The sequence below is a fragment of the Blattabacterium cuenoti genome (assembly GCF_014251995.1).
GTDB classification, from domain to species: Bacteria; Bacteroidota; Bacteroidia; order Flavobacteriales; family Blattabacteriaceae; genus Blattabacterium; species Blattabacterium cuenoti_AE.
In genome coordinates this window covers 22,697-47,283 of the sequence record NZ_CP059205.1, presented here as the reverse complement: position 1 = coordinate 47,283, position 24,587 = coordinate 22,697, and the positions used below count along the sequence as shown (strand labels likewise).

Genomic DNA, 24,587 nt, shown 5'->3' with positions numbered 1-24,587 from the left:
TATTTAATTTATTTTTTTATTATGTATTTTTTTAACCTATGATTTCTTTCAGAATAATCAAAATAATAAGCAAAACTTGCAACAAAAAACAAAATTAATAAACTATAATATATCCAGCAAGGAATTGAAATAGGATCACCTTTAGCATAAGAATGCAATCCTGATAAATAATAATTCACTCCAAAATAAGTCATGATAATAGAACTTATTGATAATATACTAAAAAAATTAAAAGTTAATATGTTTCTCATATTCGGTATTAAACGGATATGCAATAAAAAAGCATAAATCATAATACTAACCAAAGCCCATGTTTCTTTAGGATCCCAACTCCAATACCTTCCCCAACTATTATTGGCCCAAACAGAACCTAAAAACGTTCCTATTGTTAATAAAAAAAGTCCTATAATGAGACACATTTCATTAATGATAGTTAATTTTTCAATATGATTTTGAATTTTTCTTTTATAAGATTTAACATATGCTTTTAATATATATAAAAGTAATACAAAAAATCCTAAAAAAGATCCTGTAAAAAAGAAACCATAACTACTTGTTATTATAGCAACATGTATAATTAACCAATGGGATTTTAAAACTGGAACCAAATTTGTTATTTCTGGATCCATTATATTTCCATGTGCTATTATTAATAGGATAGACGCTATTAAAAGATTTATTCCTAATACAAATCTATTTTTATAAAATAAGAATCCTATTCCTACCAAGCAAAAACTAATAAAAACAGCCGATTCATATCCATTAGTCCACGGAGCATGACCTGAAATATACCATCTAAAAATCAATCCTATAAAATTTAATATATGTAGAAACAATGAAATAATAAAAAATACTTTAGAAAAAAAAAGTAAATATTTTTTTTGAAAAAATATTACAAGAAAAAAATTAATAATAATTATTATTCCAAAAATAGCATATAAAAAAGATAAAATATAAAATATATTAAGTTTATTATAAATAATTTCTATGGATATTTTTTTATTAGAAGGTAAAATAGATTTAGAATATTTTATCTGATAAGATCGTATTTTTTCTATTTCATTATCTGCAATGCTCCAATCTTTTTCATTTTGAGCATATAATAAGGATTTTAAATAATTATTATACATAGAAAAACCAAAAAGATTTAATTTATCAGAATCTGATATAATCCAACTAGACCAAGTTTTTTTAACGTCGTTTGGTATGGGAAAAATACGAATATATTTTCCACGAAAAATTTCATGAATGATCCCCACACGTTCACTGAGGCTTAATACAGCTTTATCATATTCATTCCTTTGCATTGGATTTTTAGAAAAAGCTGTTTCATAATCCTCTTTAAGGAGATATTTTATAGTGGACGTTTTTGGATCTAAAAAATAGAGATCCATTAAAGATACGCAATAATTTTGGTTCGCTTTTACTTTTTTTAAAAACTTATATCCTCCTTTTTTGTTGACTCTGATAAAAGGAATTCTTGTCCAAAAAATATTATCCTGATGTATAGAAATAAACCATTGATTGGCATCTATATCTCCTATAGAATTTTTTTTATGTATCTTTCTAAGAAGTTCAATAGCCATTGTATTAATTGGTTTTATTCTTCCTTTATAATCTTGTACTAATAAACGACCAAAATTTTCACTATGTTTCTTGGGAATATAGATACAATCAGAAACATTTTCTAATGGAATTTTTGTGGACTTATGTGTTGTTATTATTGAATTATTCGCTTTAGCAAAAAAAAAAGAATAATCATTTCCTCCTAGAACTAGGAGGAGAAATAAAAATATTATTATTGAATAATTTTTAATAGTTAAATTTTTTAATTTATTTATTAAATAATTAAATCTAGTTCCTTTCCAAAATAATGTAATTAACATTCCTACACTCATCAAAAAATATCCTGTATAAGAAAAATAGGTTCCTAAATAATCATTATTAACAGATAAACGAGTTCCTTTTTTATCAGAATCATATCCAGACTGGAAAAATCTGTATCCTTTATAATTTAGGACATTATTCATATAAATTAAATAATTTTTTATTTTTTTCTTATCTATAATCGTGATATAACTCATAAAAGATGAAGGGAATTCAGATCCTGGATAATTTTCTAATTTAAAATTATCTAATCGTAAATAAAAAGGAAGATATAAGAATATAGATCCATATCCAATAGATATTTTGTAATCTCTAAATTGTAGAGAATCACTCATGTTTATTGTATTTGCCCCTCCTAAAAATGTTACTAATTTAGATTCATTTAGAAAAGTTATTTTTGCTGTAATTGCATTTAAAGAATTATTATTGTTTTTTTCTTCTTTTTCACATGATTGAATATACTCTAATTTTCCTGTTACAATTTCATTTGGAATAACCCATTGTATCATTCCAGAACTTGTTTTCATTCTATATAGATTTTTTATTTTTAGTGTATTAATGGTATTTTTAGATATTAAATAAGTTTTTTTATTGATCATGTCAAAATGATCACCTGAATAAGAGGATTTAAAATAAAGTTTATTTTTTTTTTCAAAAATTTGTATTCCGTATGGAATTTTTTTATTTAGAGAAAATATTACTCCATTTATTTTCGTTATATTTTTATCTTCAATAAAATGTTCTGTTCTTCCTTTTTGGTCATTTGAAATGATTTTCAAAATTTTTTCTCCTGTTTTTTTTTTTGAAAGAAAAATTTTAGCACATGGAATATAATCTATAATATTGATTTTCAAAGGATTATTATTAAATAATAAAGTTTTTTTATATTTTTTGTTATAAGACGAGAGATTATAAGGATAATTGTAAAATTTGGTATTGTTTCTTTGAAAAACTTTTAATTTAATATAATTTTTGCTGGAAATAATTTTTTTGCTTGTTTCTCCTTCTCTTAAAGGCATAATTCCTTCAAAGCTATAATATCTAGAAAAAATTCCTCCTATGAAAATAAATACAAATGATAAATGAAAAATAAGAATAGGAATTTTTCTGTAACTCCATAATTTATATTTCCATATATTTCCTATCAAATTAATTATAATTAATAACATTATAATTTCAAACCAAGTAGATTCATAAACAAATATTTTTGCAAATTCAGTAGAATATTTTTGTTCTAAAAAAGTAGCTATAGCCATAGATATAGCAAACAATAAAAACAATAGAGAAGTTATTTTAGTGGAAAAAAAAATTTTTTTTAATATTTTTTGCATATCAATTATCTGTATTATCTAAATTAAGAATGAAAAATGTGATGAAATAAATGCAATAATAATTTTAAAAATTATACATTTATAATCAATCCATCATAAGCTAAATAAATATTTTTTGGAAAGTTTTTTTCAATTTCTTCGTGAAATCCAAGTATATGTCCAACATGTGTTAAATAAGCTTTTTTAGGAGATATTTTTTGAATCATTTTTAATGATTCTAAAATAGTTATACGAGAAGTATGTTTTGGAAATTTTCTTAATACGTTTAAAACTAAAATATCTAGTCCTTTCAACTGTTGAATAGTTTGAATGGGAATATCGCTTGCATCCGTTATATAAGCAAAGTTTTCTATACGAAAACCTAAAATAGGAAGGATTCCATGCCATATGAATAAAGGAATGATTTTAAGATGTTCCATAAAACAAATTTTTTTATAATTATCTAATTCATGAAAAGATATTTTTGATGCAATTGATTTATAATTATTTAAAAAAATATAAAAAAATCTTTCTTTTATATTTTTTATAGTTCTACGTAATCCATATACAGGAATTTCCTTATTCATTTTTAAACAAATAGATCGTATATCATCTAATCCACCTATATGATCATGATGTTCATGAGTAATAAAAATAGCATCTAGTTTATTATGATTGCTTCTTAACATTTGATAACGAAAATCTGGTCCACAATCTATTAATAAATAAATTTTATTTTGTTCAATTAAAATTGAGCTTCTAAGTCTCTTATCTTTTGGATTTTTAGATAAACAAACTGGATGTCTAGACCCAATAATAGGAATTCCTTGAGACGGTCCAGTTCCTAAAAAGGTAATTTTCATAAAATTCTTTATCTCTGAATATACTGATTTATTATATTTGTTTGTATTTCATTGATAATGTTTTTTTTACCTTTTAAAAATTCTCTTACAGAATCTCTTCCTTGGCCTAATTTTGTGTTTCCATAACTAAACCAAGATGCATTTCTTTTAATAATTCCTAAATCAACTCCTAAATCCAAAATCTCTCCAATTTTTGAAATACCTTCACCGTACATTATATCAAACTCCGCAATTTTAAAAGGAGGAGAAAGTTTATTTTTAACTACTTTTACTTTTGTCCTATTTCCCAATATTTTTTCTCCATTTTTAATTTGATGTCCTTTTCGTATATCTAATCGTATTGAAGAATAAAATTTCAAAGCATTTCCACCTGTAGTTACTTCCGGATTTCCATAAACACCTATTTTTTCTCTTAGTTGATTAATAAATATGAGTATACTTTTTGATTTTCCTATACTAGAAGTCAGCTTTCTCAAAGCTTGCGACATTAATCTAGCTTGTAACCCTATTTTAGAATCACCCATCTCTCCCTCTATTTCACTTTTAGGAGTTAAAGCTGCTACAGAATCAACGACAATCATGTCAATAACACCGGATCTTATTAAATTATCTACTATTTCAAGTGCTTGTTCTCCATTATCTGGTTGAGATATTATTAAATCTTTAATATTAACTCCTATTTTTTTAGCATAAAAACAATCAAAAGCATGTTCTGCATCAATAAAACTAGCAAAACCTCCTAATTTTTGAGATTGAGTTATTGCATGTAATGCTAAAGTTGTTTTTCCAGAAGATTCTGGGCCAAATATTTCGATAATACGACCTTTCGGAAATCCTTTTATTCCTAAAGCTATATCTAATCCTAAAGATCCAGAAGAAATAGTTTCTAAATTTTCTATATGAGAATCTCCCATTCGCATGACGGTTCCTTTCCCATATATTTTATCCATTTTTTCTAAAACAAGCTCTAATGATTTTCTTTTTTTTTCAATTTTTTCGTTCATAATTTATGAGAACATATTAAGAAATCCAGTAAATATAGATGAACTTTAGTCCATGAAAAGAATTTTTTACTTTCTTTAAACAAAAAACTTTATTTTTTCTAATCTTAAAAAGAAAAAGTAAAATTTTTTGTTTACACACTGTAAACAAAAATAATAAAACTTCTATGTAATATTTAACAGTCAAGAATACAGGAATACAGATAAAAATCTGAACAAGTTTTTTCTTTAATACGAAAGTTAAAGTTTTTTTAATTTATTATTAGAGTATATAGTTTAAAAAGTATTATTAAAATTTTGCATTTATCAATTATCAATGATGTAAATAATGTTATGATAATAAGTTTTGTAACATAATTTGAAATTTTTTTAATATTGACAAAAAATTCGAAAAAAATATTTCATTTTTAGTTCCTTAACTGGATTATCTGTTGGTTTAATATAATATTGATTCTATATTAAAATTAATTTTCAATATCACAAAACTTCAAATAATAGAATTATTTTTCTATTGATTTTATAATATTTAAATATTAACTATGACGTATGACGTCTCAATTTAAATATTTAAAATTTATTTTAATTTCTTTTTAGTTTAGTAAGGAACAAATTGAAATAATATTCATATAGAATAGAAACAAAACAAAAGGGGTGAAAAATAATATAAATTATTGTTTCAACATAAACACATAAACAATTAATATATCATCAAATATCAACGTTATTTACATTACTAATAATGAATATTTATTCCTCCTTAGATTCAGAATCTTTTCCTTCAGAAGCTTTTTTGAACTCTTTTAATCCTGTTCCTAATCCTCTCATTAATTCAGGTATTTTTTTACCTCCAAAAAGTAAAAGTGCAAGAATAACAATAACTACAATTTCTGTTGTTCCAAAAGTTCCAAGAATCACTAATATAAAAATTGAATCCATTTATATTTAATGAATTTTTATTAAATATAAATAAAAATTGTTAATTTTCTTGAGTCAATTATAAACAGAATAATCTCCTAAACTAACTTTTTTTGCTTTTTCAGTATAAACAGTTTGACTTCCTATCATAGAATTATAAAAATTAGCATATTGAATTTTTACATAATTTTGAATTAAAGATGTTTTTATATTACTATTTTTGATTTTTGTATTATTCCCAATTGAAACATGAGGACCTATTACACTATTTTCAATTATTGTATTTTTTTCAATTGAACAAGGTTGTATAATTACACTATTTTTTATGATTGCTTGATCATGAATTAATTTTGATATTTTATATTCGAAAGATAATATTTTCGAATTAGAAGAAATGGTTCTTTTTTTATTTCCGAAATCCATCCATTCTTTCACTTGTTTACTAGTAAATTTTTCTCCTTTTTTTCTCATTTTTTCCAGAACAGACGTTAATTGATATTCTTGTTCATTTTTTTTATCATTATTTGATGATTGTAGTTCTTTTTTTAATAAAAGACTATTTTTAAAATAATAAAGCCCAATAATTGCTAAATTAGAAATATAATTATTTGGTTTTTCCACAAAATGAGTAATAATTCCGGAAGAATCACATTTGACAACGCCAAATAAATGGGGGGTTTTAACTTGTTTTGTCCATACGATATTATCAATTTCATCATTGATTTCTTTTTCTAAAGATTTACTTTTAAATAAAGTATCAGAAAAAGCAACAATTATCGATTCTCCATTCAATGAATCTTTAGCTTTTAACAGTGCATCTGCTGTTCCAAGTGGAAAATTTTGATGGTAGATAATAGGATTAGTATTTACTTTATTAGCTAGCTTTATTAATTTGTTCTTAATAATATTTTTCTCATAATTTCCTATAATAAAAATTATTTCTTTAATATGAAAAGTTTTTATTATTGTAGATAAACTTTCTATCAATCTTTCTAAAATTGTTTTTCCTGCAATATTGATTAATGGTTTCGGGGTATTTAAAGTATGTGGATTTAGACGTAATCCTTTCCCAGCCATAGGAATTATAATTTTCATATCGCCTTATTAAAATTAAGAATAAATATATTCATGTATTTCATTATATTCCAGTACTTCCAAAACCATTGCTCCCTCTTTTGCTTATGTTTAAAGTGGAACATTTTTCCCATTTTATTCTATTTCCTAAAAATATGTTTAACATAATTAATTTTTCATTGGATTCAATAATCATAGTTTTAAAAAAAACGTTTATTAAAATAATTTTAATTTCTTTATATAAGGTTAAATCATTTTTTTTTCTTTCAAAATGAATAATGGAAATAGATTTTTTAAAGTTCTTTTTTAAGAAAAAATAATATTTCAATTCTTGTTGTAATTTTAAAAATAAACCTGTTTTTATCAATTTTCTTTTCATAAAAGGGATAGAAATAGATTTTTTGATATTAGCAATTAAAATTAACTGATATTTACTTTTTTGTATCATCAATTTATTACCATATGTTTTATTGTTTAATTAAATTAATCAATCTTTTTTTCTCCAGTAAAAAAATAATTATAAAATAAAGTAATTGAAAGAAAAATCTAAGTATCATTTCTTTTTTATCATTGATTGAAAATTTGTTGTTGATTACAAAAACTAGAAAAATAGCAAATAAAAAATGAGTTATAATATTTCTTTTCTTTTTGAAAAATTTAAAAAATTTTTTTCCTATCCAAATAGATAAAATAACTAACATACATCCATATGATGTCAAAGTTCCCCATGCGGGGATCATGAAACTACTATTAGGAATTAAAATAAAAATAATATTAAATAAAAAAGTAATGAACACTCCTACTAATGATATATAAGTTCCAACGATAGGCTTATCTACTACTTTATAAAAAATAGATAGATTTGTATAAATACCTAAAAATAAATTTCCCATCATTATTACTGGAATAATAGACATAGCAAAATGGTATTTCTTATCAAGAAAGAAGTTCATAAAAATAGGGATATTTCCACATATTAATACATAAAAAATTAATCCTAATAGAATAAATATATAATTTATTTCTTCATAATAATATTCCGCATCAGCATCCTCAGATTTTTTGAAAAAAAAGGGTTCGATGCCTAATCGGAACATTCGAATATATAAAGTCATAAAAGCAGCTATTTTGTAGCAAGCAGAATAAGATCCGTTAATTTCGTCAGATCCCCATCTTTTAATTAAAATCTTATCAAGATTCTCGTTTATTGAAAAAGCAATAGTTCCTAACATAATAGGAATTCCATAACCTAACATTTTTTTTGCAAGATTTTTGTCAAATTTTTTGATAATTACTTTTTTAAGAATAATAGGAAGAACTAATAATAAATTAGTTAATGATGATATTGTATTTGCAAAAAATATATATCCTGTTTTATCTGTGAAAGAATTAATCCATTCAAAAATAGAAAAAAAGTAAGTTTTCCTAAAAAAAAAATTATTAGAACAAAAAAATAAATATATAGTTATAAATGATTGTACAAAAATATTTATTACATTTATAATAGTGAATTCTAACGGTTTTTCATTTGCACGAAACCAAGCCATAGGAAGAATACAAATTGTATCAAAAAATATAATTAGAAAAAACATAAAAAAATATTCTGGATGGTTTTGGTATCCGGTAAAATAAATTATATGTTTGATAAGATTAACGGAAATAATTAAAAAAAAAGAAGTAATCAATAATTGTATTATGAACCCAGTCGAAAATACAGTTTCTCGATGAGAATTTTTTTTATATAAAAATCTAAAATAAGTATTTTCCAACCCAAAAGAAAGAAATCCTATAACAAAAAAAGATAAAGCATACATATCTGTGTAAAGAGAAAATTCCTCTCTTTTTAAAGAAATAGTAAAGAATTTTAAAAAAGAATAATTAATAATCCTTGGTAAAATTGATCCAATAGAATAAATGATTGTTTGTTTTGCTAATCTTTTGTACAAATCTGATTTTTTTTGAATTAAAATCTTTCTAATTTCTATAATTTTTATTCATATGTTAACTTTATCGAAAAAAATTTTTTCTAAAAAAAGATAATTAATTATAAGTAGTAACTTTACTAAAATTTAAAGTAATAATGGATTACAAAAAAAAATCAGAAGAATTTTTTCTGTACGCTACCAAACATAAAAAAATTAACAGCTTGCTAATGAACGAATATATTATTCGATCAATGACACCATATATTGTTGAGGAGAGAAAATTAAATGTTGCTCAAATGGATGTTTTTTCTCGTTTAATGATGGATAGAGTTATTTTTTTAGGAACCCCCATAGAAGATCAAGTAGCTAACATAGTTCAAGCACAGTTATTATTTTTACAATCAGTAGATTCTGTTAAAGAAATACAAATATATATTAATTCTCCAGGAGGAGATGTTTATGCTGGACTAGGAATATATGACACAATGCAAATTGTAGAGCCTGATGTTGCTACTATTTGTACTGGAATGGCTGCATCTATGGCTGCCGTTTTGCTTTGTGCAGGAGTTAAAAATAAAAGGTCTGCGTTAAAACATTCAAGAATTATGATTCATCAACCTATGGGAGGAACACAAGGGCAAGCTTCAGATATTGAAATAACAGTTCGTGAAATTTTAAGACTTAAAAAAGATCTTTACAATATTATATCGAAACATACCGGAGTATCTCTTGAAAAAATAGAAAGGGATTCAGATAGAGACTACTGGATGACTTCTAAAGAAGCAAAAGAATATGGAATGATAGATGAAGTTCTAGAAGGAAAAAAGTGATCACGACAGGATTCGAACCTGTAACCTACTGCTTAGAAGGCAGTTGCTCTATCCATTTGAGCTACGTGATCTTAGAAAGAAAGATAATTTTGATTTTATTAATTACTACTTAATCTATTTTTTATTAAAAATAAATATTTATGTAATTTAAATTTAAATGTATAAAAAAATTATTGTAAAATCGGGGTAGCAGGATTTGAACCTACGATCTCCTGGTCCCAAACCAGGCGCGATAACCAAACTACGCTATACCCCGTTTGTGCGGAGAATGTGGGATTCGAACCCACGAGGTATGTGTTTTATACCGACAGTTTAGCAAACTGTTCCGTTAACCACTCCGGCAACTCTCCAATAATACAAATCTAAAATAGATCTCTCAAATAAACAAATAATTATATTTTAGGATATTCTATTCTAGTATGATAAATATTTATCAATTTTTTTTGAACAACTTTTTTTATTTTTTCTATTTCTTTAAAAGTAATATCTGCATTAGAAAATTGATTTTCTTTTTTTTGTTTATTAATAATATTTTCTACCAATTCCTCTAATATTTTAGAAGATGGATTTTTAATGCTTTTAGAAGCAGCTTCTACAGAATCTGCTATCATAACAATAGATGTTTCTCTTGAAAAAGGTTTTGGACCAGAATATTGAAATTGTTTTTTATTTATTTGTCTATCAGGATGTTTTTTTTTTTCTTTTTCGTAAAAAAAATGAATAATACCGTTTCCATGATGTGTTCGTATAAAATCAGTGACAGAATCAGGTAAATGGTACTTTTTTGCTAATTCGATTCCAATTGGAACATGTTCTAAAATAATTTTAGCACTCTCTTTTGGGTTTAATTTCTCATGTGGATTATCTATATTGTACTGATTTTCAGTAAAAAAATTTGAATTTTTTATTTTTCCTATATCATGATAAATAGCTCCTATTTTTACCAATAATGAATGAGCTCCAATAGCAACAGCAGCTTCTTCCGCAATATTTGCTACTGTTAAAACGTGTTGTAATGTTCCTGGAGCTTTTTGAGCCAATAATCTTAATACTGGGGTATTTGTATCAGATAGTTCTAATAACGAAATATCAGAAGTTAGATTTAATAATTTTTCAAAAAAAAATATTAATGGATGAACAAATAAAGTTAAAATTCCACTGAAAAGAAACAAATAAAAATTATAAAAATAAATTTTTTTAAATGAACCTTCTCTAATTAAGATAAGTAAACTAAAAATAATTATATAGGTGATGGTTATTTTTACTACAGCTGTAAAAAGATTGGCCATCTTGTATATATTCTGTTTTGTTAACATTGCTGAAAAACCTGTAGTGATTTGAATGAAAGCAAATTCGAAACTATTTGGTGCAATTAAAGATAATAATAAAATAGTTGTTAAATGAATAATGATACTTAAATGAAAGTTAAAAAAAACTCGAATACTTATGGGAAGTATACAGAAAGGAATTATATATAATATTTTAGAATGATATTTTAAGATTAAAATAGTAATTAGTGATATTAATAATATATTACTGATTAGGAAATTAACTTTTCTATTGTTATGAAATGTTTTATTTTGAAAGTAAAAAAGATATAATATAAATAGAGTGAATATCATACTAATGATAAAAAAATATCCTATAACAAGACAATAATATTTTTTTTTGTTCCATATTTTATCTTCATATTTTTTTTTAAAAGAAGATAAAATTTGAAATTTATTTTCATCTACCATTTCCTTATTTTTAATAATTTTATCTCCTTTTGCAAAAGAATATTTAATATTATTAATAGATTTAATTTTTTCGTGAAAAAAGAATTCTGTATAATTTTTACTGTAAAAAAAATTGGGAATGAGAGTTCTAATTAAAAAATTTTTTAAAATTTTAATACGATAATTTTTTGTATATAAATTTTTATTAATAATCTTAATTACTTTTTTTCGAGTATAAATTTTTTTGAATAAAATGGGGGTCCATATTTTCCTATTTTGGAAAAAAATTGTATCATTTTTTTCCGGAAAAAATGGAATATTGTCCACATAACCATATTTATATACAAAATTGACTATTTTATGAACTTTTTTATAATCTTCCAAAGAATAGAATTTTTTTCTGTAAAAAAAATTTTTTATTTTTTTCTTTATATTTTTAACTATTTTTTTGTTTCGAATAAAAAATATCTTTTTTTTATTACTTAATTCACTAAATTCTAGATATATATCTTTTTTACTTTTTGGAACAGTAAAATCAAATGGAGAAAACAAATCTTTGTGGTCCCAATTTTTTCCTTTTGAAAATACAAATTGATAATTTTCTTTTTTTGAGAAAAAAAATGTTAATAATAAGATTGCAATAATTGTAACCCAAATCTTATTTAGAATACTTTTATATATATAAATTTTTAAGAGGTTAGCCATTGCCTAAAATAAAAAATTGAAGACATGCAATTTTCTTTTGGAAGGATAAAATTTTTCTTTATTAAGAAGAAATATCAAACAAATATTAATTTTAATAAATGGATTAAGATAATATTATCATATTTTTTTTTTATAAGATGATTTTTTTTTTTGTAAAATATTAGATAATAACCTATTCTCATCATTGATACTTTCTTCTAAACAAATAGTAGATTCAGTTCTAAGAACTCCTTTTATTTCTCCAATCTTAGAAATAACGTCTCTAGCATCTGAAGGATCTCTGGCAATAATCCTACAAAAAAGGTTGTACTTACCTGAAGTAATATATAATTGTACTATATTAGGAATTTTTTTTAATTCTTCTTTAACTAATTTAGATTCTCTAGAATCTGATAAAATACCTACAAAAGCTATTAAATGAAATCCTAGAGATTCATATCCAATTATTAAAGTGCTCCCTTTTATAATTCCTGCCTCTTCTAATTTCTTTACTCTAACATGAACAGTTCCAACGGATAATGCCTTTATTTCCTTGCTAATCTGTTTACTGATTTCAGTGTATGGAGTTCTAGCATTTATGTTTAATTTTTTGACAATAGAGTTGTCTATTTCATCTGTATTATATCTTAAAATCATTATTTTATATTTTTATTTTTTTTAATAAAGGTATTAAAAACACCAAGATACAAAACTTTCTTTTGAAGAAATAGATTATTGTTAGGTAATCTATTGGTATGATGGTTTCTGTTTAAACTTAATTTTTTAAAAGAAATAAATTTTTTTTCATTAATGTTATTTAAAATTTAAATAATTTCGTAAAAGAAAGTATATGATATAATTGTAAATTATATTTCTTTTTGTAGAAAATTTTTTTGAAAATAAAATGGATATAAATTGAATTTTTTTCTCCTTAAAAGAGTTTAATTTTTCAAGTAATTTTTGTTGAATCTTTTTGTCACTTTTAGGAAAGGAAATTTCTATATCAACATTAGGTTTTTTTATTTTTCCATAAACGAAAAGTTTTAATTTTGTAAAAATTATATTTTTATCAACTTTTAAATTTTTATTGTTAATATAGTCATTCACTTTGGAAACATACATGGTTTTATACGCAACTAAATTTATAGTAGATTTACTCAAATCTTTTTTCCAACAAATTACTCCTCCTGGTTCTACCAGAAAATGTCTTTTTAACTGAAAATTTAATAATGGTAATTTTGATATTTTCTTTTTAAATAATAAATGAACTAAACCATTAAATACAAAATATTTTACGTTCATTTCAACATTTTGATTATGTTTTTTTATTAATGATAATGATCCTCCTCCATTTAACTCAAAAAAATTTTTTAAATCATCTTTTATAAAAATTGATATTTTTGTATTTTTGTTTATAACTGTTTTTATATCTATAGATAAAAAATCTTCATTTTCTTTATCTTTTTTGTAACTACTACTATTGTCTAATATTTTTTGATTACTTTTATATTCTCTTGGATTAAAGTATAAATGAGAAGAATTCAGGATTTCTCCGTCTTTTATGGAAAGATTAATTTTTTTATCTTCTTTTGTTATTTTAATTTTTCCTTTAGCAAATATTTTTCCAAATAAAAAATGATTTTGTTTTTCATTGATATCCAAAAATAGTAGATTATTTGTTTTAATAAATAATTGGGAATTCCATTCCATAAAGTTCTTGTGTAAGAAATATCCGTTTATGCATCCCCTAGTATCGGATTTTGTATCCCTAAATGAAGAAGGAGATAACAATATATATGGTGATTCGGAAGAAATCTTTAAATAGGAACGATTTGTTATTTCATAATCTAAATGAGTGGAATTTACTCGTATTCCAAATTTCTTGAGTTCTATTTTACCATCATAATGAAGATCATTTGCATTTCCAAATATTTTTACTTTTCCCTCTAAATATCCTCTTGCTTTGACATTCATCTTATCCCAAAAAGAAAAATTGTCCATTGTTAAATTTTTAACATTGATATTAATATTAATTTTTGAATGATCTTTTAATTCATTATTAATATTTCCATATATTTTTATAATTTCTTCTTTGTGATTATTTTTAAAAAATCCATTAATTTCGTAACATTTTTTCTCTTTTTGGAAAGAGTGTATATGAAAATCTCCTAAAATTTTATTATCTATTGATAAATTGGTAATTTTTATATGTATATCAGGTTCGATTTTTTTATAATTACAGGTACTTATATATGATAATGATCCGTTTATAAGTCCATCAATATTTTTATTATTGAATTTTTTTAACTGAACATTTTTAAAATATAATTGAATTTTTCTTTTATTATTTTCAATAAAATCCGCATTTATAATAATTTTTTGTTTTTCTGAAGAAAAAACCATATTATCAATGGTGTATCTCTTTTTAAGAAAATTTATTTTTATTGTTCCTAAACGATTTTTATTAATAATATTCCAATCATATCCATTGATATTTAATTTATAAAGGACAGGATAAAAAATAAAAGTATTATTTTCTATTTTGTGTAAAAATTTAAATATTTTTTCTTTATATTCTTGTCCTTTTAATTTCGATAAAAATTTAGAATTAATTATCCAAAAATTCTTCAATTCAAAAATAAATGTATTTATTTCTTTGAAAAAAATATTTCCATAGATAAACTTTTTTACGTTAATGTTGACTGATGTTTTTTTTATTAAGTTCATTAAAGAATGACTTATTGTTACAAATAGGTCATCAAAAAGAAACTTATTATTAAATTGTATTTTCCTTGTAAGGAAAGTTGTTTTTAATGTATTATGAAATAATTTTCCAGAAATAATAATATCAGAAAAAACATTTTTATTTTTTTTTTCTAAGTCTAGTAGAAAATAAAAAAATGATTTTTTAATTGTAAAATTAAAATCTATATATTTTGTTTTTTTTTCATTTTTAAAAACAAAAATATTTTTTGGAATAAAAAACAAATCTTTCCATTTAAAATTTCCATGAATTTTACTAATAATCATATTATATGTATTTATATTAATTTTTTTGAATTGATGATTATTAGTTAACATTATTTTTATTTCCTTATTTTTATCTTTGTTTTTATTGATTATTAAATAAACTTTCTGAAAGTTGGAATTAATTTTTCCTTTAAAATGAATTTTACACTCTGGATGAGAGAAAAATTTATTCTTGAGTAGATTCAAAAATTTTTTTTCTATATTACCGATTTTCCATATATGGAATAAAAATAAATTTTTAGGGATTATTTTTTTAAATAAAATAGATAAAGAGTTTTTATCTTTATTATCGGGTTTGAATAAATAATTTTTTTTAATTAAAATTATTCCTTCTCCTTCACATTGAATATTATTATCTGAAAATTTAATAATAGTTGATATTTTATTATTCAAATAATGATTCCGAATATATCCATTTATTTGTAAAGTTTTATATTTTTGATTTTTTTTTCTTATAAAAATTAGATCTCCCTTATATATCCATTTATTTTTATCATTGGATATCCACTGTTTGAAATATTTATTTTTGTTAAAAAAATAAAATTTAGAATAAAAATTATATGGAATTATCTGATTTATTTTTTTTGGATAAAATTGAACAATAGATTTATGTAATTGAATTTTTTTATGTCTTTTATCCAAAAAAATATAAATTTTTTTTGCAGATAAATTATTATTTTGTAGATCTTTTATAAGAGTATCATATAAATATAATTTTTTTTCGATACCATTGAATTCTATCTTTGCACTTCCCTGGATAGAAAATACAAAATTTTTATTCCACTTTTTAAAGAAAAAAATTCCTAAATCAGGACCTAATTTTGATCCTTCAAAAATTTTACATTTAACACTTTTTTTAGAGGGAAAATTATCTGTTTCCCAAAACAGAAAAAAATTACCTTTTAAAAAACTATTAGATGTTTTTATAGAACAATCACGAAATGTTAATTTTTTAGAAAAAAAATATTCAATATCACCAGAGAATTTTTTTATAAAAAATTTTTTATTGTTATTTATAAATCCCATAGATCGAAAAGAATAAATAGAAGCTTTTATTCTTCTATTTTTTATTAAAATATTGTTCACGTTAATAGAAAAAAAATGATTCAATTTTTTATTGGAATTCTTATCATCATATGTGAAATATGATTTATTTATTTTTAATTTTGAACAAGTAATTATTTTTATTTTATTTGTTTTTATGTTCAAAATATTTCTGAAAAAAAGGAGCATATTATTTTCTTTTTCTTTAAAATATTTTTTTATAAAAAAAGAAGAATTTTCAATAATCATACTTCTTAGATTTAAATGATTATTAGAATTAATAAAAATTAAAGAAAATAAATTGTTAAAAGATATTTTACATTTAGATAAATGAATAAAATGGAAATAATGATGATCCTTAATTTTAACATCATATAAAACAAACTCTCTTTTTAAAAAATTAAATGAAACGTATTTAATGGAAATATTATCACCAAATCGATTTTTTATCTTTTGTAAAAAAAACGTCGATATTTTTTCTTGTACTTTTCCTTTATAAATATCTCTTATTATAAAAAGTCCTATTAAGGAAAATAAAAGAAAAATAATTACTTTTTTTCTGTTAAAAAAATTATACAAAATAAAAATTATTCATTTTCAAAGATATTGTTATTTATGAAAAAAAAAATTATTATTCTTGGCATAGAATCATCATGTGATGAAACAGCTGCCTCTATTATTAAGAATAGAGATGTATTATCAGATATTATCATTCATCAAAATATCCATAAAAAATATGGAGGAGTTGTTCCCGAATTTGCGTCAAGATTACACGAAAAAAATATTATAAAAGCTGTTAATTTATCTATTAATTCTGCAAGAATTCAAAAAAATGAAATTAATGCCGTATCTTTCACCTTAGGTCCAGGATTAATAGGTTCTTTATTAGTAGGAGCATCATTTGCAAAATCATTTTCAATGGGATTAAAAATCCCTTTACTAACCGTGAATCATATACAAGCTCATATATTAACTCATTTCATAAATGATTCTAACATTAACAATTCTTATCCAAAATTTCCATTTTTGGGATTGGTTATAAGTGGAGGACATACTCAAATAGTAAAGGTAAATGACTTTTTTAAAATGGAAATATTAGGATCTACTTTAGATGACTCCATTGGAGATACCTTAGATAAAATAGCCAGGAAATTAGGTTTTTATTATCCTGGAGGACCTATGATAGAACTATTTTCAAAAAACGGAAATTGTAAAAAGTTTATTTTTTCAAAACCACTATCTAGTGGATTAAATTTTAGTTTCAGCGGATTTAAAAGTCATATTTTACAATTCATTAAAAAAAAATCAAAAGATAATCCATTGTTTATAAAACAAAACTTGCCTGATATTTGTGCTTCTATTCAAAGAACAATAGGAGAAATTTTGTTAGAAAAAATGAAAAAAGCGGCTATTAAAACTAATATTTTTAGAATTGCTTTAGCAGGTGGAGTTTCTTCTAATTATGAAATTAGACGTATGTTTCTTTCTCTCGAAAAAAGAAAAAATTGGGAAATATTTATCCCTAAAAAGAAATATACCACAGATAATGGAGCTATGATTGCTATTACAGGATTATTGAAATATGAAAAAAATTTGTTTGATTCTATCTATGTATCTCCATACTCAAAATTTAATAAATTTTAAAAATGTTAAAATAAAACAATAAACTTTTTTAAGTACATGTACATATAAAATTTCTGTCACCATATCCGTCATCAACACGGTTTACTGATGGCCAAAATTTTCTTTCTCTAACCCAATGTAATGGATATGCAGCTTTTTCTCTACTATAAGGATATTTCCAATTGTGATTAGTTAATAAATCTATACTATGTGGAGCATTTTTTAGTACATTTTCTTTTTTAGAAAATTTTCCATGTTCAATTTCTTGAATTTCTTTACGTATATTAATAAGCATTTCAATAAAACGATCTAATTCTTCTTTAGATTCACTCTCTGTAGGTTCTATCATCATGCATCCTTCTACTGGAAAAGATATAGTAGGAGCATGATATCCATAATCCATCATTCTTTTTGCTATGTCTATAACTTCTATTCCTAAAGAATTATTAAATATTCTACAATCTATAATTAATTCATGTGCTACTGAATTATTTTTCCCTACATATAATATTTTGTAATAATTTTTTAATTTTTCTTTTATGTAATTGGCATTTAATATAGATATTTCTGTACACTTTTTTAGTCCATCTGGACCCAATAAACGAATGTAAGCATAAGGAATTGTTAAAATTAAAGAAGATCCATATGGAGAAGAAGATATTGTTAATTGATTATCTTCATTTTTTTTTATATTTTCAAGAAATGGATGGCTAGGAAGAAAAGGTTTTAAGTGAGAAGCTACACATATAGGTCCCATTCCAGGACCACCACCTCCATGTGGAATAGAAAAAGTTTTATGAAGATTTAGATGACAGACATCAACACCTAAATCCGATGGTTTGATCAACCCAACTTGAGCATTCATATTTGCTCCATCCATGTATACTTGACCTCCATTCTCATGAATAATATCTATTATTTCTTGAATGTTTTCTTCATAAATACCATGAGTAGAAGGATAAGTAATCATTAATACAGATAATGAATCTTTATATTCTTTTACTTTCTTAAATAAATCATCTATATCAATAGATCCATCATTCTTTTTTGTAGTTATTAAGACAACTTTCATTCCTGCCATATTTGCAGAAGCAGGATTAGTTCCATGAGAAGATAAAGGAATTAATGCTATATTTCTTTTAAATTCTTTTCGTGAATAATAATAAGATTTAATAACCATTAATCCAGCATATTCTCCTTGAGCACCTGAATTTGGTTGTAAAGAAACCCCACAAAATCCAGTTATTTCTTTAAAGTAATTTTTTAAATTATTAATGATATAACGATATCCCATTGCTTGTTTATCGGGAACAAAAGGATGAATATTTCTCCATTCATATTGACTTAAAGAAAATAACCCTGTAGAAGCATTTAATTTCATAGTACATGAACCAAGAGGAATCATAGAATGATTCAAGGAAAGATCTTTCCTTTCTAATCTTTTGATATAACGCATTAATTCATTTTCTGAATGAAATTTATGAAAGATTTTATTTTTTAAAAAATCAGAAGTTCTTTTTAAAGAACTAGGAATTTTACATTTATATTCTTTATTAATCTTTTTTTTATAATAAATTTTTTTTATTTCTTTTAAATTTTCTACTTCTTGGAAAATAGACATGATATGGTTTATATCTTTTTCACATGTAGTTTCATCTAAAGTAATAGATAAATGATTTTTATCTAAAAATCTAAAGTTTGTTTTTTTTCTTTCTGAAACTTTTTTTAATTTTTCTATAAAATCAGTTTTATTATTTTTGATTCTAATAGTATCAAAATAAAATGAATTCATTTGATAAACATCATTAATATTATGAACTAATAAAAACTCTAATTTTTTAGTATACTCGTGAATACGATTAGCAATTTCTACTAATCCTTCTTTTCCATGAAACAAAGCATACATAGAAGCCATAATTGCAGGAAATACTTGTGATGTACAAATATTTGAAGTGGCTTTTTCTCTTCTAATATGTTGTTCTCTAGTCTGTAAAGCCATTCGAAATACTTTTTTGTTTTCTTTATCTACAGATATTCCAATAATCCTACCAGGAATAAAACGTTTATATTTTTCATGAGTAGAAAAAAAAGCAGCATGTGGACCTCCATATCCCATAGGAATCCCAAAAGATTGACTAGATCCTATAACAACATCAGCACCCCATTCTCCAGGAGGTTTTAGTAAAGATAAAGAGAGAATATCTGTAGAAACAATAACTGATATATTATTTTTTTTTGCATATTCAATTGTTTCGTTATAATTATATATTTCACCTAAAGATGAAGGATAAGATATTATCAATCCAAATATTTTTATTCCAACATATTTTTTTGTAAATAAATTTTTATGGGAATCTTTTATAATTCGTATTTTTAATCCAAAACATCTTGTTTTTAAAACAGCTATAGTCTGTGGATATATTTCGTCTGAAATGAAAAAATAATAATTGCTATCAATTTGTTTTTTTTTTATTTTTTCTTGATAAATCATAAACATTGCATCTGCTGCAGCACTGGATTCATCTAGCATAGATGCATTGCTTATTTTCATTCCAGTAAGATCCGAAATCATAGTTTGAAAATTAATTAGGGATTCTAAACGTCCTTGAGAAATTTCCGATTGATATGGAGTATAAGGCGTATACCAATTTGGATTTTCTAAAATATTTCTCTGAATAACACTTGGAGTAATAGTATTTTTATATCCCAATCCTATATAAGAACGATATATTTTATTTTTTTTACTAATTTTATAAAGATGGTTTAAATATTGATATTCGGAGATAGAACTTGGAAGATTCAATTTTTTTTTTAATCTTATTTTTTTAGGTATAATTTTTTTTATGAAATCCTTAATAGAGGAACATTTCAGATCTTTTAACATATTGCTTCTTTCATCATAAGATGGTCCTATGTGTCTGTGGGAAAATTTTTTTCTTCTGATATTGTGATCCTCTTTCATAAAATATAGAAATTGTGTTTATCTTTAAGAGATTACAAATTTAGATAAATATTTTACCTAAAAAATTAAAAATTTTGATAAAATGATGATGAAAAATATAATAATATGAAAATTACTGTTATTGGAGCAGGAAATGTGGGGGCATCTTGTGCAAGTTTATTAGCTCAAAAAAATATAGTAAAAGAAATAGTTTTATTAGATATTAAGGATAAGTTTTCCGAAGGAAAAAGTTTAGATATTGCTCAAATGCTTCCTCTTTTAAGATCAGACACTAAAATAACTGGAACTACCAACGATTATTCAAAATCAAAAGATTCTGAAATAATTATTATCACTTGTGGTATCGCTAGAAAGCCAGGGATGAATCGTGATGATCTTGTTAAAGTTAACGCAGATATTATTCGTAATGTAACAAAAGAATCTATTTCGTTTTCGCCAAAAGCTAAACTAATCATCGTATCAAATCCACTAGATGTCATGGCGTATGTTAGTTATATTACTGCTGATATCGATTCTTCTAGAGTTATCGGAATGGCTGGATTATTAGATTCTACGAGATATCGTTTTTTTTTATCAGAAAAACTTAAATTATCACCTAATGATATTCAATCCATGCTATTGGGTGGACATGGAGACACAATGGTTCCTTTGTATAGATATACGTCTATATCCGGAATACCAATAAAAGAATTTATATCAGAAGAAGATAATGATGATATTATTGATAAAACAAAAAAAGGAGGAGAAGAAATAGTTTCTTTATTAGGAACATCTGCTTGGATGGCTCCTAGTGCTTCTGTTGTTCAGATGATAGAGGCTATTTTAAAAGATTCTAAACGTATTTTTTCATGTTCAGCATTTTTAAATGGAGAATATGATTTTAAAAATATATATATGGGAGTTCCAGTAATTTTAGGAAAATCAGGAATAGAAAAAATTATAGAGTTGAAATTGAATGATAAAGAAAGATTTCTTTTGGTTCAGTCATATAATCATATAAAAAAAATGGTAGAAAAATTAAATTTTTAAAAAATTATCATTTTTCTACAAAAATCAACAATTCTCCTTTTTTATAATTTATTTCAATTTTTTTACCATTTGATTCGTTTCTTATTCCTATATTTTTACCGATTTTTAAAAATCCGTTTTTAATAGGATATTTCAGGCCATTAGTGTATAATTCCGTTACTTCTGGAAACGGAAGTAAAGATATTTTTTTACCTTTTTTTTGATAAAAAAAAGTTTTTTTTTCGGAGAAAAAATAAGAATGATACTTATCATGAAATATAATTGATAATTTTTTTTTATATTTCAATGCTGTAGATAAGTTTCCTATAAAATGATCCTGTTCTTTTCCACTTGCTCCCCAAACATTAACATTTAGAAATCCTTTTTTATGAATTATATTTAATGCTTTATCAAAATCAGTATATTTTTGGTCATATGTAATAAAAAATTTTCTTTTGAAACGGATTTTTTTAATAGGAATAGAATCAAAATCTCCTATTAGATAGTCTACTGAGATCCCTGATTTGTTCAAATAATAAAAAGCTCCATCTACAGCAAAAATTTTCTTATAATAAGAAAATTTTTGCTTTTCTTCTTGTAATAAGAAAAAAGAAGGAGGTTCTCCATTAAGAAATAAACCTATTTCAGAACATTTAAAACGATGATTCATAATGAAATAATTACATGTATAATTAAATTAATAAAATTAAAAATGATTTCCTAAATAAACTTCCCTTACTAAAATATCTTGCATTATTTCCATAGAAGATCCTTGTTTTAAAATTCTTCCTTCAAACATCATGTAAATTTTGTCTGTTATTGTAAAGACCTTTTTTACATTATGATCTGTAATTAATATTCCTACATTTTTTTTCTTAAGAGCAAGAATAATTTCTTGTAGTTCTTCTAAAGCTATTGGATCTATTCCAGAAAACGGTTCATCTAAAAGAATAAATTTAGGATTTGTAGCTAAACATCTAGCTATCTCTGTACGTTTTCTTTCACCTCCAGAAAGAAGATCCCCTCTTCGATTTCGGATATTTTTTAATCTTAATTCTTCAAGTAATTTTTCTGTTATTTCTTTTCTTTTTTTATATAAAAATTTTTTTTGCATTTCCAATATGCATAAAATATTATCTTCCACAGATAGTTTTCTAAATATAGACGGTTCTTGCGATAAGTATCCGATTCCTTCTTTTGAACGTTGATACATTGGAATTTTCGTTATATCTTTTTTTTTAAGGAAAATCTTTCCTTGATTTGGCTTAATAATTCCAACAACTGTATAAAAAAATGTTGTTTTTCCAGATCCATTAGGACCAATTAATCCAACTATTTCTCCTGGATTTAAATCTAAAGAAATATTTTTAACTATATATTTATTTTTATATTTTTTATATAAATTTTTAATTATTAAAGTCATGAATATTATAATATTATATTTTTTTTGTAATATTAAGTTGTGAAATTAAATATTATATATGGTCAATATTGAAAAAAAAATTTTTTTCTTTACTTTATTGCTATTGATAAGTGTTTTTTCTTTTTCATTTGAAAAACTAGGCGGAATTTATGCTATAATAGGAAACGAAATTATTCTAAACTCAGAAATAAAATCAAGTGATAAAAAAAAAGATTGTTTCAATGAAGAAATTTTCACTAAAAAGTTAATACTTTATCATGCAAAAAAAAATTTTAATATACAAATAAGCGATAAAGAATTAGAATTGAAAATCCAAGAATTTTTATCAAAAATGAGTAAAAAGTACTCTAAAGATGAATTTTTAATGCAATTTAAAAATAAAGAATCTATTGAAAAATTAAAAGAAGAAATTAAAGACCATGAATATATAGAAAAGTATTATCAATACTTAACCAGAGATATAGAAACTTCACCTAAGGAAATAAAAAATTTTTTAATAAACAATAAAGATAAAATTCCTTTTATACCTAAGAAAATGTGTATTTCCTACATAACATTTTATCCAAAAGTAAATCAAATAAATCGGAAAAAAAACATTGAATTATTAAAAAATGTAAAAAAAAGAATCCATTCTGACGTAGATTTTTCTATTCAAGCAATATTAATGTCTGAAGATATTAATTCAGCATTGAATGGTGGATTAATTCGAGGAATTAAAATAAATAGTCTCTCAGAAAAATTTAAACGTGTAATTCTTTCATTATCAGAAAAAGAAATATCAGAACCTTTTGAAACGGAAATAGGATTTCATTTAATTAAATTAGAAAAAAAAGTAAAAAACGAAGTTGATATAAGGCATATTTTAATTAAACATAAATATACAAAAAGTGAATTAGAAACAGTGAAATCTTTTATACATTCAATTAAAAAAAATTGGTCTTTCAATAAAGATTTTAAAGATTTAATGAGTCAATATAAAAATAATAATATAGTGAACTATTCTATAAAGAATAAAGTTTGGGTTGGAGAAAATGAAATATCCGAAAATATGAAATATAAATTAAATTCTTTAAAAAAAGGAAGTATTTCCGATCTTTTCCAAGAAATTATAAATGAAAAAGAGACTTTTTTTATAGTTAAATTATTAGATAGTATTCCTTCTCGTCCTGTTTCATTTGAAGAAGATTATACAATTTTAAAAAATTTTGTAAAAGATGTAAAAAAGAATGAATTTATAAAAAATTGGGAAAAAGAAGTATTAAAAAAAACTTATATAAAATGTTATTAATT

The 24,587-nt window shown here is 23.2% G+C and carries 17 protein-coding genes and 3 tRNA genes; 4 read left to right on the top strand and 16 right to left on the bottom strand.

Features of this window, described 5'->3' with window-relative positions; all coding sequences use genetic code 11:
• Nucleotides 1-8: 8 nt before the first annotated feature.
• The 7 genes from ccsA to H0H51_RS00160 all read right to left on the bottom strand — a co-directional run bounded on the left by ccsA (nucleotide 9) and on the right by H0H51_RS00160 (nucleotide 8,996).
• Nucleotides 9-3,218 carry a cytochrome c biogenesis protein gene (ccsA, locus tag H0H51_RS00190; RefSeq protein WP_185876867.1) on the bottom strand — a complete coding sequence of 1,070 codons (3,210 nt, stop codon included), beginning with the start codon at nucleotides 3,216-3,218 and terminating at the stop codon, nucleotides 9-11.
• Nucleotides 3,219-3,289: 71 nt separating this feature from the next.
• Complete coding sequence (locus H0H51_RS00185; protein WP_185876866.1) at nucleotides 3,290-4,060, bottom strand: MBL fold metallo-hydrolase; 771 nt, start codon at nucleotides 4,058-4,060, stop codon at nucleotides 3,290-3,292.
• A gap of 8 nt (nucleotides 4,061-4,068) precedes the next feature.
• Nucleotides 4,069-5,064 (bottom strand): recombinase RecA, encoded by a 996-nt coding sequence (gene recA / locus H0H51_RS00180; RefSeq protein ID WP_185876865.1) that lies wholly within the window; start codon nucleotides 5,062-5,064, stop codon nucleotides 4,069-4,071.
• 744 nt (nucleotides 5,065-5,808) lie between these two features.
• Nucleotides 5,809-5,997, bottom strand: a complete 189-nt coding sequence (locus H0H51_RS00175) for a Sec-independent protein translocase subunit TatA/TatB (RefSeq protein ID WP_185876864.1) — start codon at nucleotides 5,995-5,997, stop codon at nucleotides 5,809-5,811.
• Nucleotides 5,998-6,051: 54 nt separating this feature from the next.
• The gene (locus H0H51_RS00170) at nucleotides 6,052-7,071 is read right to left on the bottom strand and encodes a sugar phosphate nucleotidyltransferase (RefSeq protein WP_185876863.1); all 1,020 of its coding nucleotides are present in this window, start codon (nucleotides 7,069-7,071) and stop codon (nucleotides 6,052-6,054) included.
• Between the two features lie 43 nt (nucleotides 7,072-7,114).
• Entirely contained in the window at nucleotides 7,115-7,498 is a 384-nt protein-coding gene (locus tag H0H51_RS00165) for a dCTP deaminase/dUTPase family protein (protein WP_238784230.1), read from the bottom strand.
• A 19-nt stretch (nucleotides 7,499-7,517) separates the two neighbouring features.
• Entirely contained in the window at nucleotides 7,518-8,996 is a 1,479-nt protein-coding gene (locus H0H51_RS00160; RefSeq protein WP_185876862.1) for a lipopolysaccharide biosynthesis protein, read from the bottom strand.
• Nucleotides 8,997-9,130: 134 nt separating this feature from the next.
• On the opposite strand from H0H51_RS00160, the gene clpP reads away from it, so the two are divergent.
• Nucleotides 9,131-9,805: an ATP-dependent Clp endopeptidase proteolytic subunit ClpP gene (gene clpP, locus H0H51_RS00155; protein ID WP_185876861.1), complete on the top strand. Its 675-nt coding sequence runs from the start codon at nucleotides 9,131-9,133 to the stop codon at nucleotides 9,803-9,805.
• On the opposite strand, the gene H0H51_RS00150 is transcribed toward clpP, so the two are convergent.
• The 6 genes from H0H51_RS00150 to H0H51_RS00125 all read right to left on the bottom strand — a co-directional run bounded on the left by H0H51_RS00150 (nucleotide 9,803) and on the right by H0H51_RS00125 (nucleotide 16,860).
• Nucleotides 9,803-9,876, bottom strand: a tRNA-Arg gene (locus tag H0H51_RS00150). The genes clpP and H0H51_RS00150 overlap by 3 nt on opposite strands.
• A gap of 110 nt (nucleotides 9,877-9,986) precedes the next feature.
• Nucleotides 9,987-10,061: transfer RNA gene (locus tag H0H51_RS00145), tRNA-Pro, on the bottom strand.
• A 6-nt stretch (nucleotides 10,062-10,067) separates the two neighbouring features.
• A tRNA-Ser gene (locus H0H51_RS00140) sits at nucleotides 10,068-10,155 on the bottom strand.
• A gap of 42 nt (nucleotides 10,156-10,197) precedes the next feature.
• Nucleotides 10,198-12,228: an HD family phosphohydrolase gene (locus H0H51_RS00135; protein ID WP_185876860.1), complete on the bottom strand. Its 2,031-nt coding sequence runs from the start codon at nucleotides 12,226-12,228 to the stop codon at nucleotides 10,198-10,200.
• Between the two features lie 117 nt (nucleotides 12,229-12,345).
• Nucleotides 12,346-12,864 (bottom strand): Lrp/AsnC family transcriptional regulator, encoded by a 519-nt coding sequence (locus tag H0H51_RS00130; RefSeq protein ID WP_185876859.1) that lies wholly within the window; start codon nucleotides 12,862-12,864, stop codon nucleotides 12,346-12,348.
• 156 nt (nucleotides 12,865-13,020) lie between these two features.
• A complete protein-coding gene (locus H0H51_RS00125; protein ID WP_185876858.1) occupies nucleotides 13,021-16,860 on the bottom strand; it encodes a translocation/assembly module TamB domain-containing protein in 3,840 nt (1,279 codons plus the stop codon).
• A 36-nt stretch (nucleotides 16,861-16,896) separates the two neighbouring features.
• Between H0H51_RS00125 and tsaD the strand changes: the two genes are divergently transcribed.
• Nucleotides 16,897-17,925, top strand: coding sequence for a tRNA (adenosine(37)-N6)-threonylcarbamoyltransferase complex transferase subunit TsaD (tsaD, locus tag H0H51_RS00120; RefSeq protein WP_185876857.1), 1,029 nt, complete (start codon nucleotides 16,897-16,899; stop codon nucleotides 17,923-17,925).
• Nucleotides 17,926-17,953: 28 nt separating this feature from the next.
• On the opposite strand, the gene gcvP is transcribed toward tsaD, so the two are convergent.
• Nucleotides 17,954-20,866, bottom strand: a complete 2,913-nt coding sequence (gene gcvP, locus H0H51_RS00115) for an aminomethyl-transferring glycine dehydrogenase (RefSeq protein ID WP_185876856.1) — start codon at nucleotides 20,864-20,866, stop codon at nucleotides 17,954-17,956.
• Between the two features lie 105 nt (nucleotides 20,867-20,971).
• Here gcvP and mdh point away from each other — a divergent pair, with 105 nt between their 5' ends.
• Nucleotides 20,972-21,895: a malate dehydrogenase gene (gene mdh / locus H0H51_RS00110; protein WP_185876855.1), complete on the top strand. Its 924-nt coding sequence runs from the start codon at nucleotides 20,972-20,974 to the stop codon at nucleotides 21,893-21,895.
• A gap of 7 nt (nucleotides 21,896-21,902) precedes the next feature.
• On the opposite strand, the gene H0H51_RS00105 is transcribed toward mdh, so the two are convergent.
• Nucleotides 21,903-22,544, bottom strand: coding sequence for a thiamine diphosphokinase (locus H0H51_RS00105; RefSeq protein ID WP_185876854.1), 642 nt, complete (start codon nucleotides 22,542-22,544; stop codon nucleotides 21,903-21,905).
• 36 nt (nucleotides 22,545-22,580) lie between these two features.
• Entirely contained in the window at nucleotides 22,581-23,297 is a 717-nt protein-coding gene (gene lptB / locus H0H51_RS00100; protein WP_185876853.1) for an LPS export ABC transporter ATP-binding protein, read from the bottom strand.
• 58 nt (nucleotides 23,298-23,355) lie between these two features.
• Between lptB and H0H51_RS00095 the strand changes: the two genes are divergently transcribed.
• A complete protein-coding gene (locus H0H51_RS00095; RefSeq protein WP_185876852.1) occupies nucleotides 23,356-24,585 on the top strand; it encodes a peptidylprolyl isomerase in 1,230 nt (409 codons plus the stop codon).
• Nucleotides 24,586-24,587 lie beyond the last annotated feature (2 nt).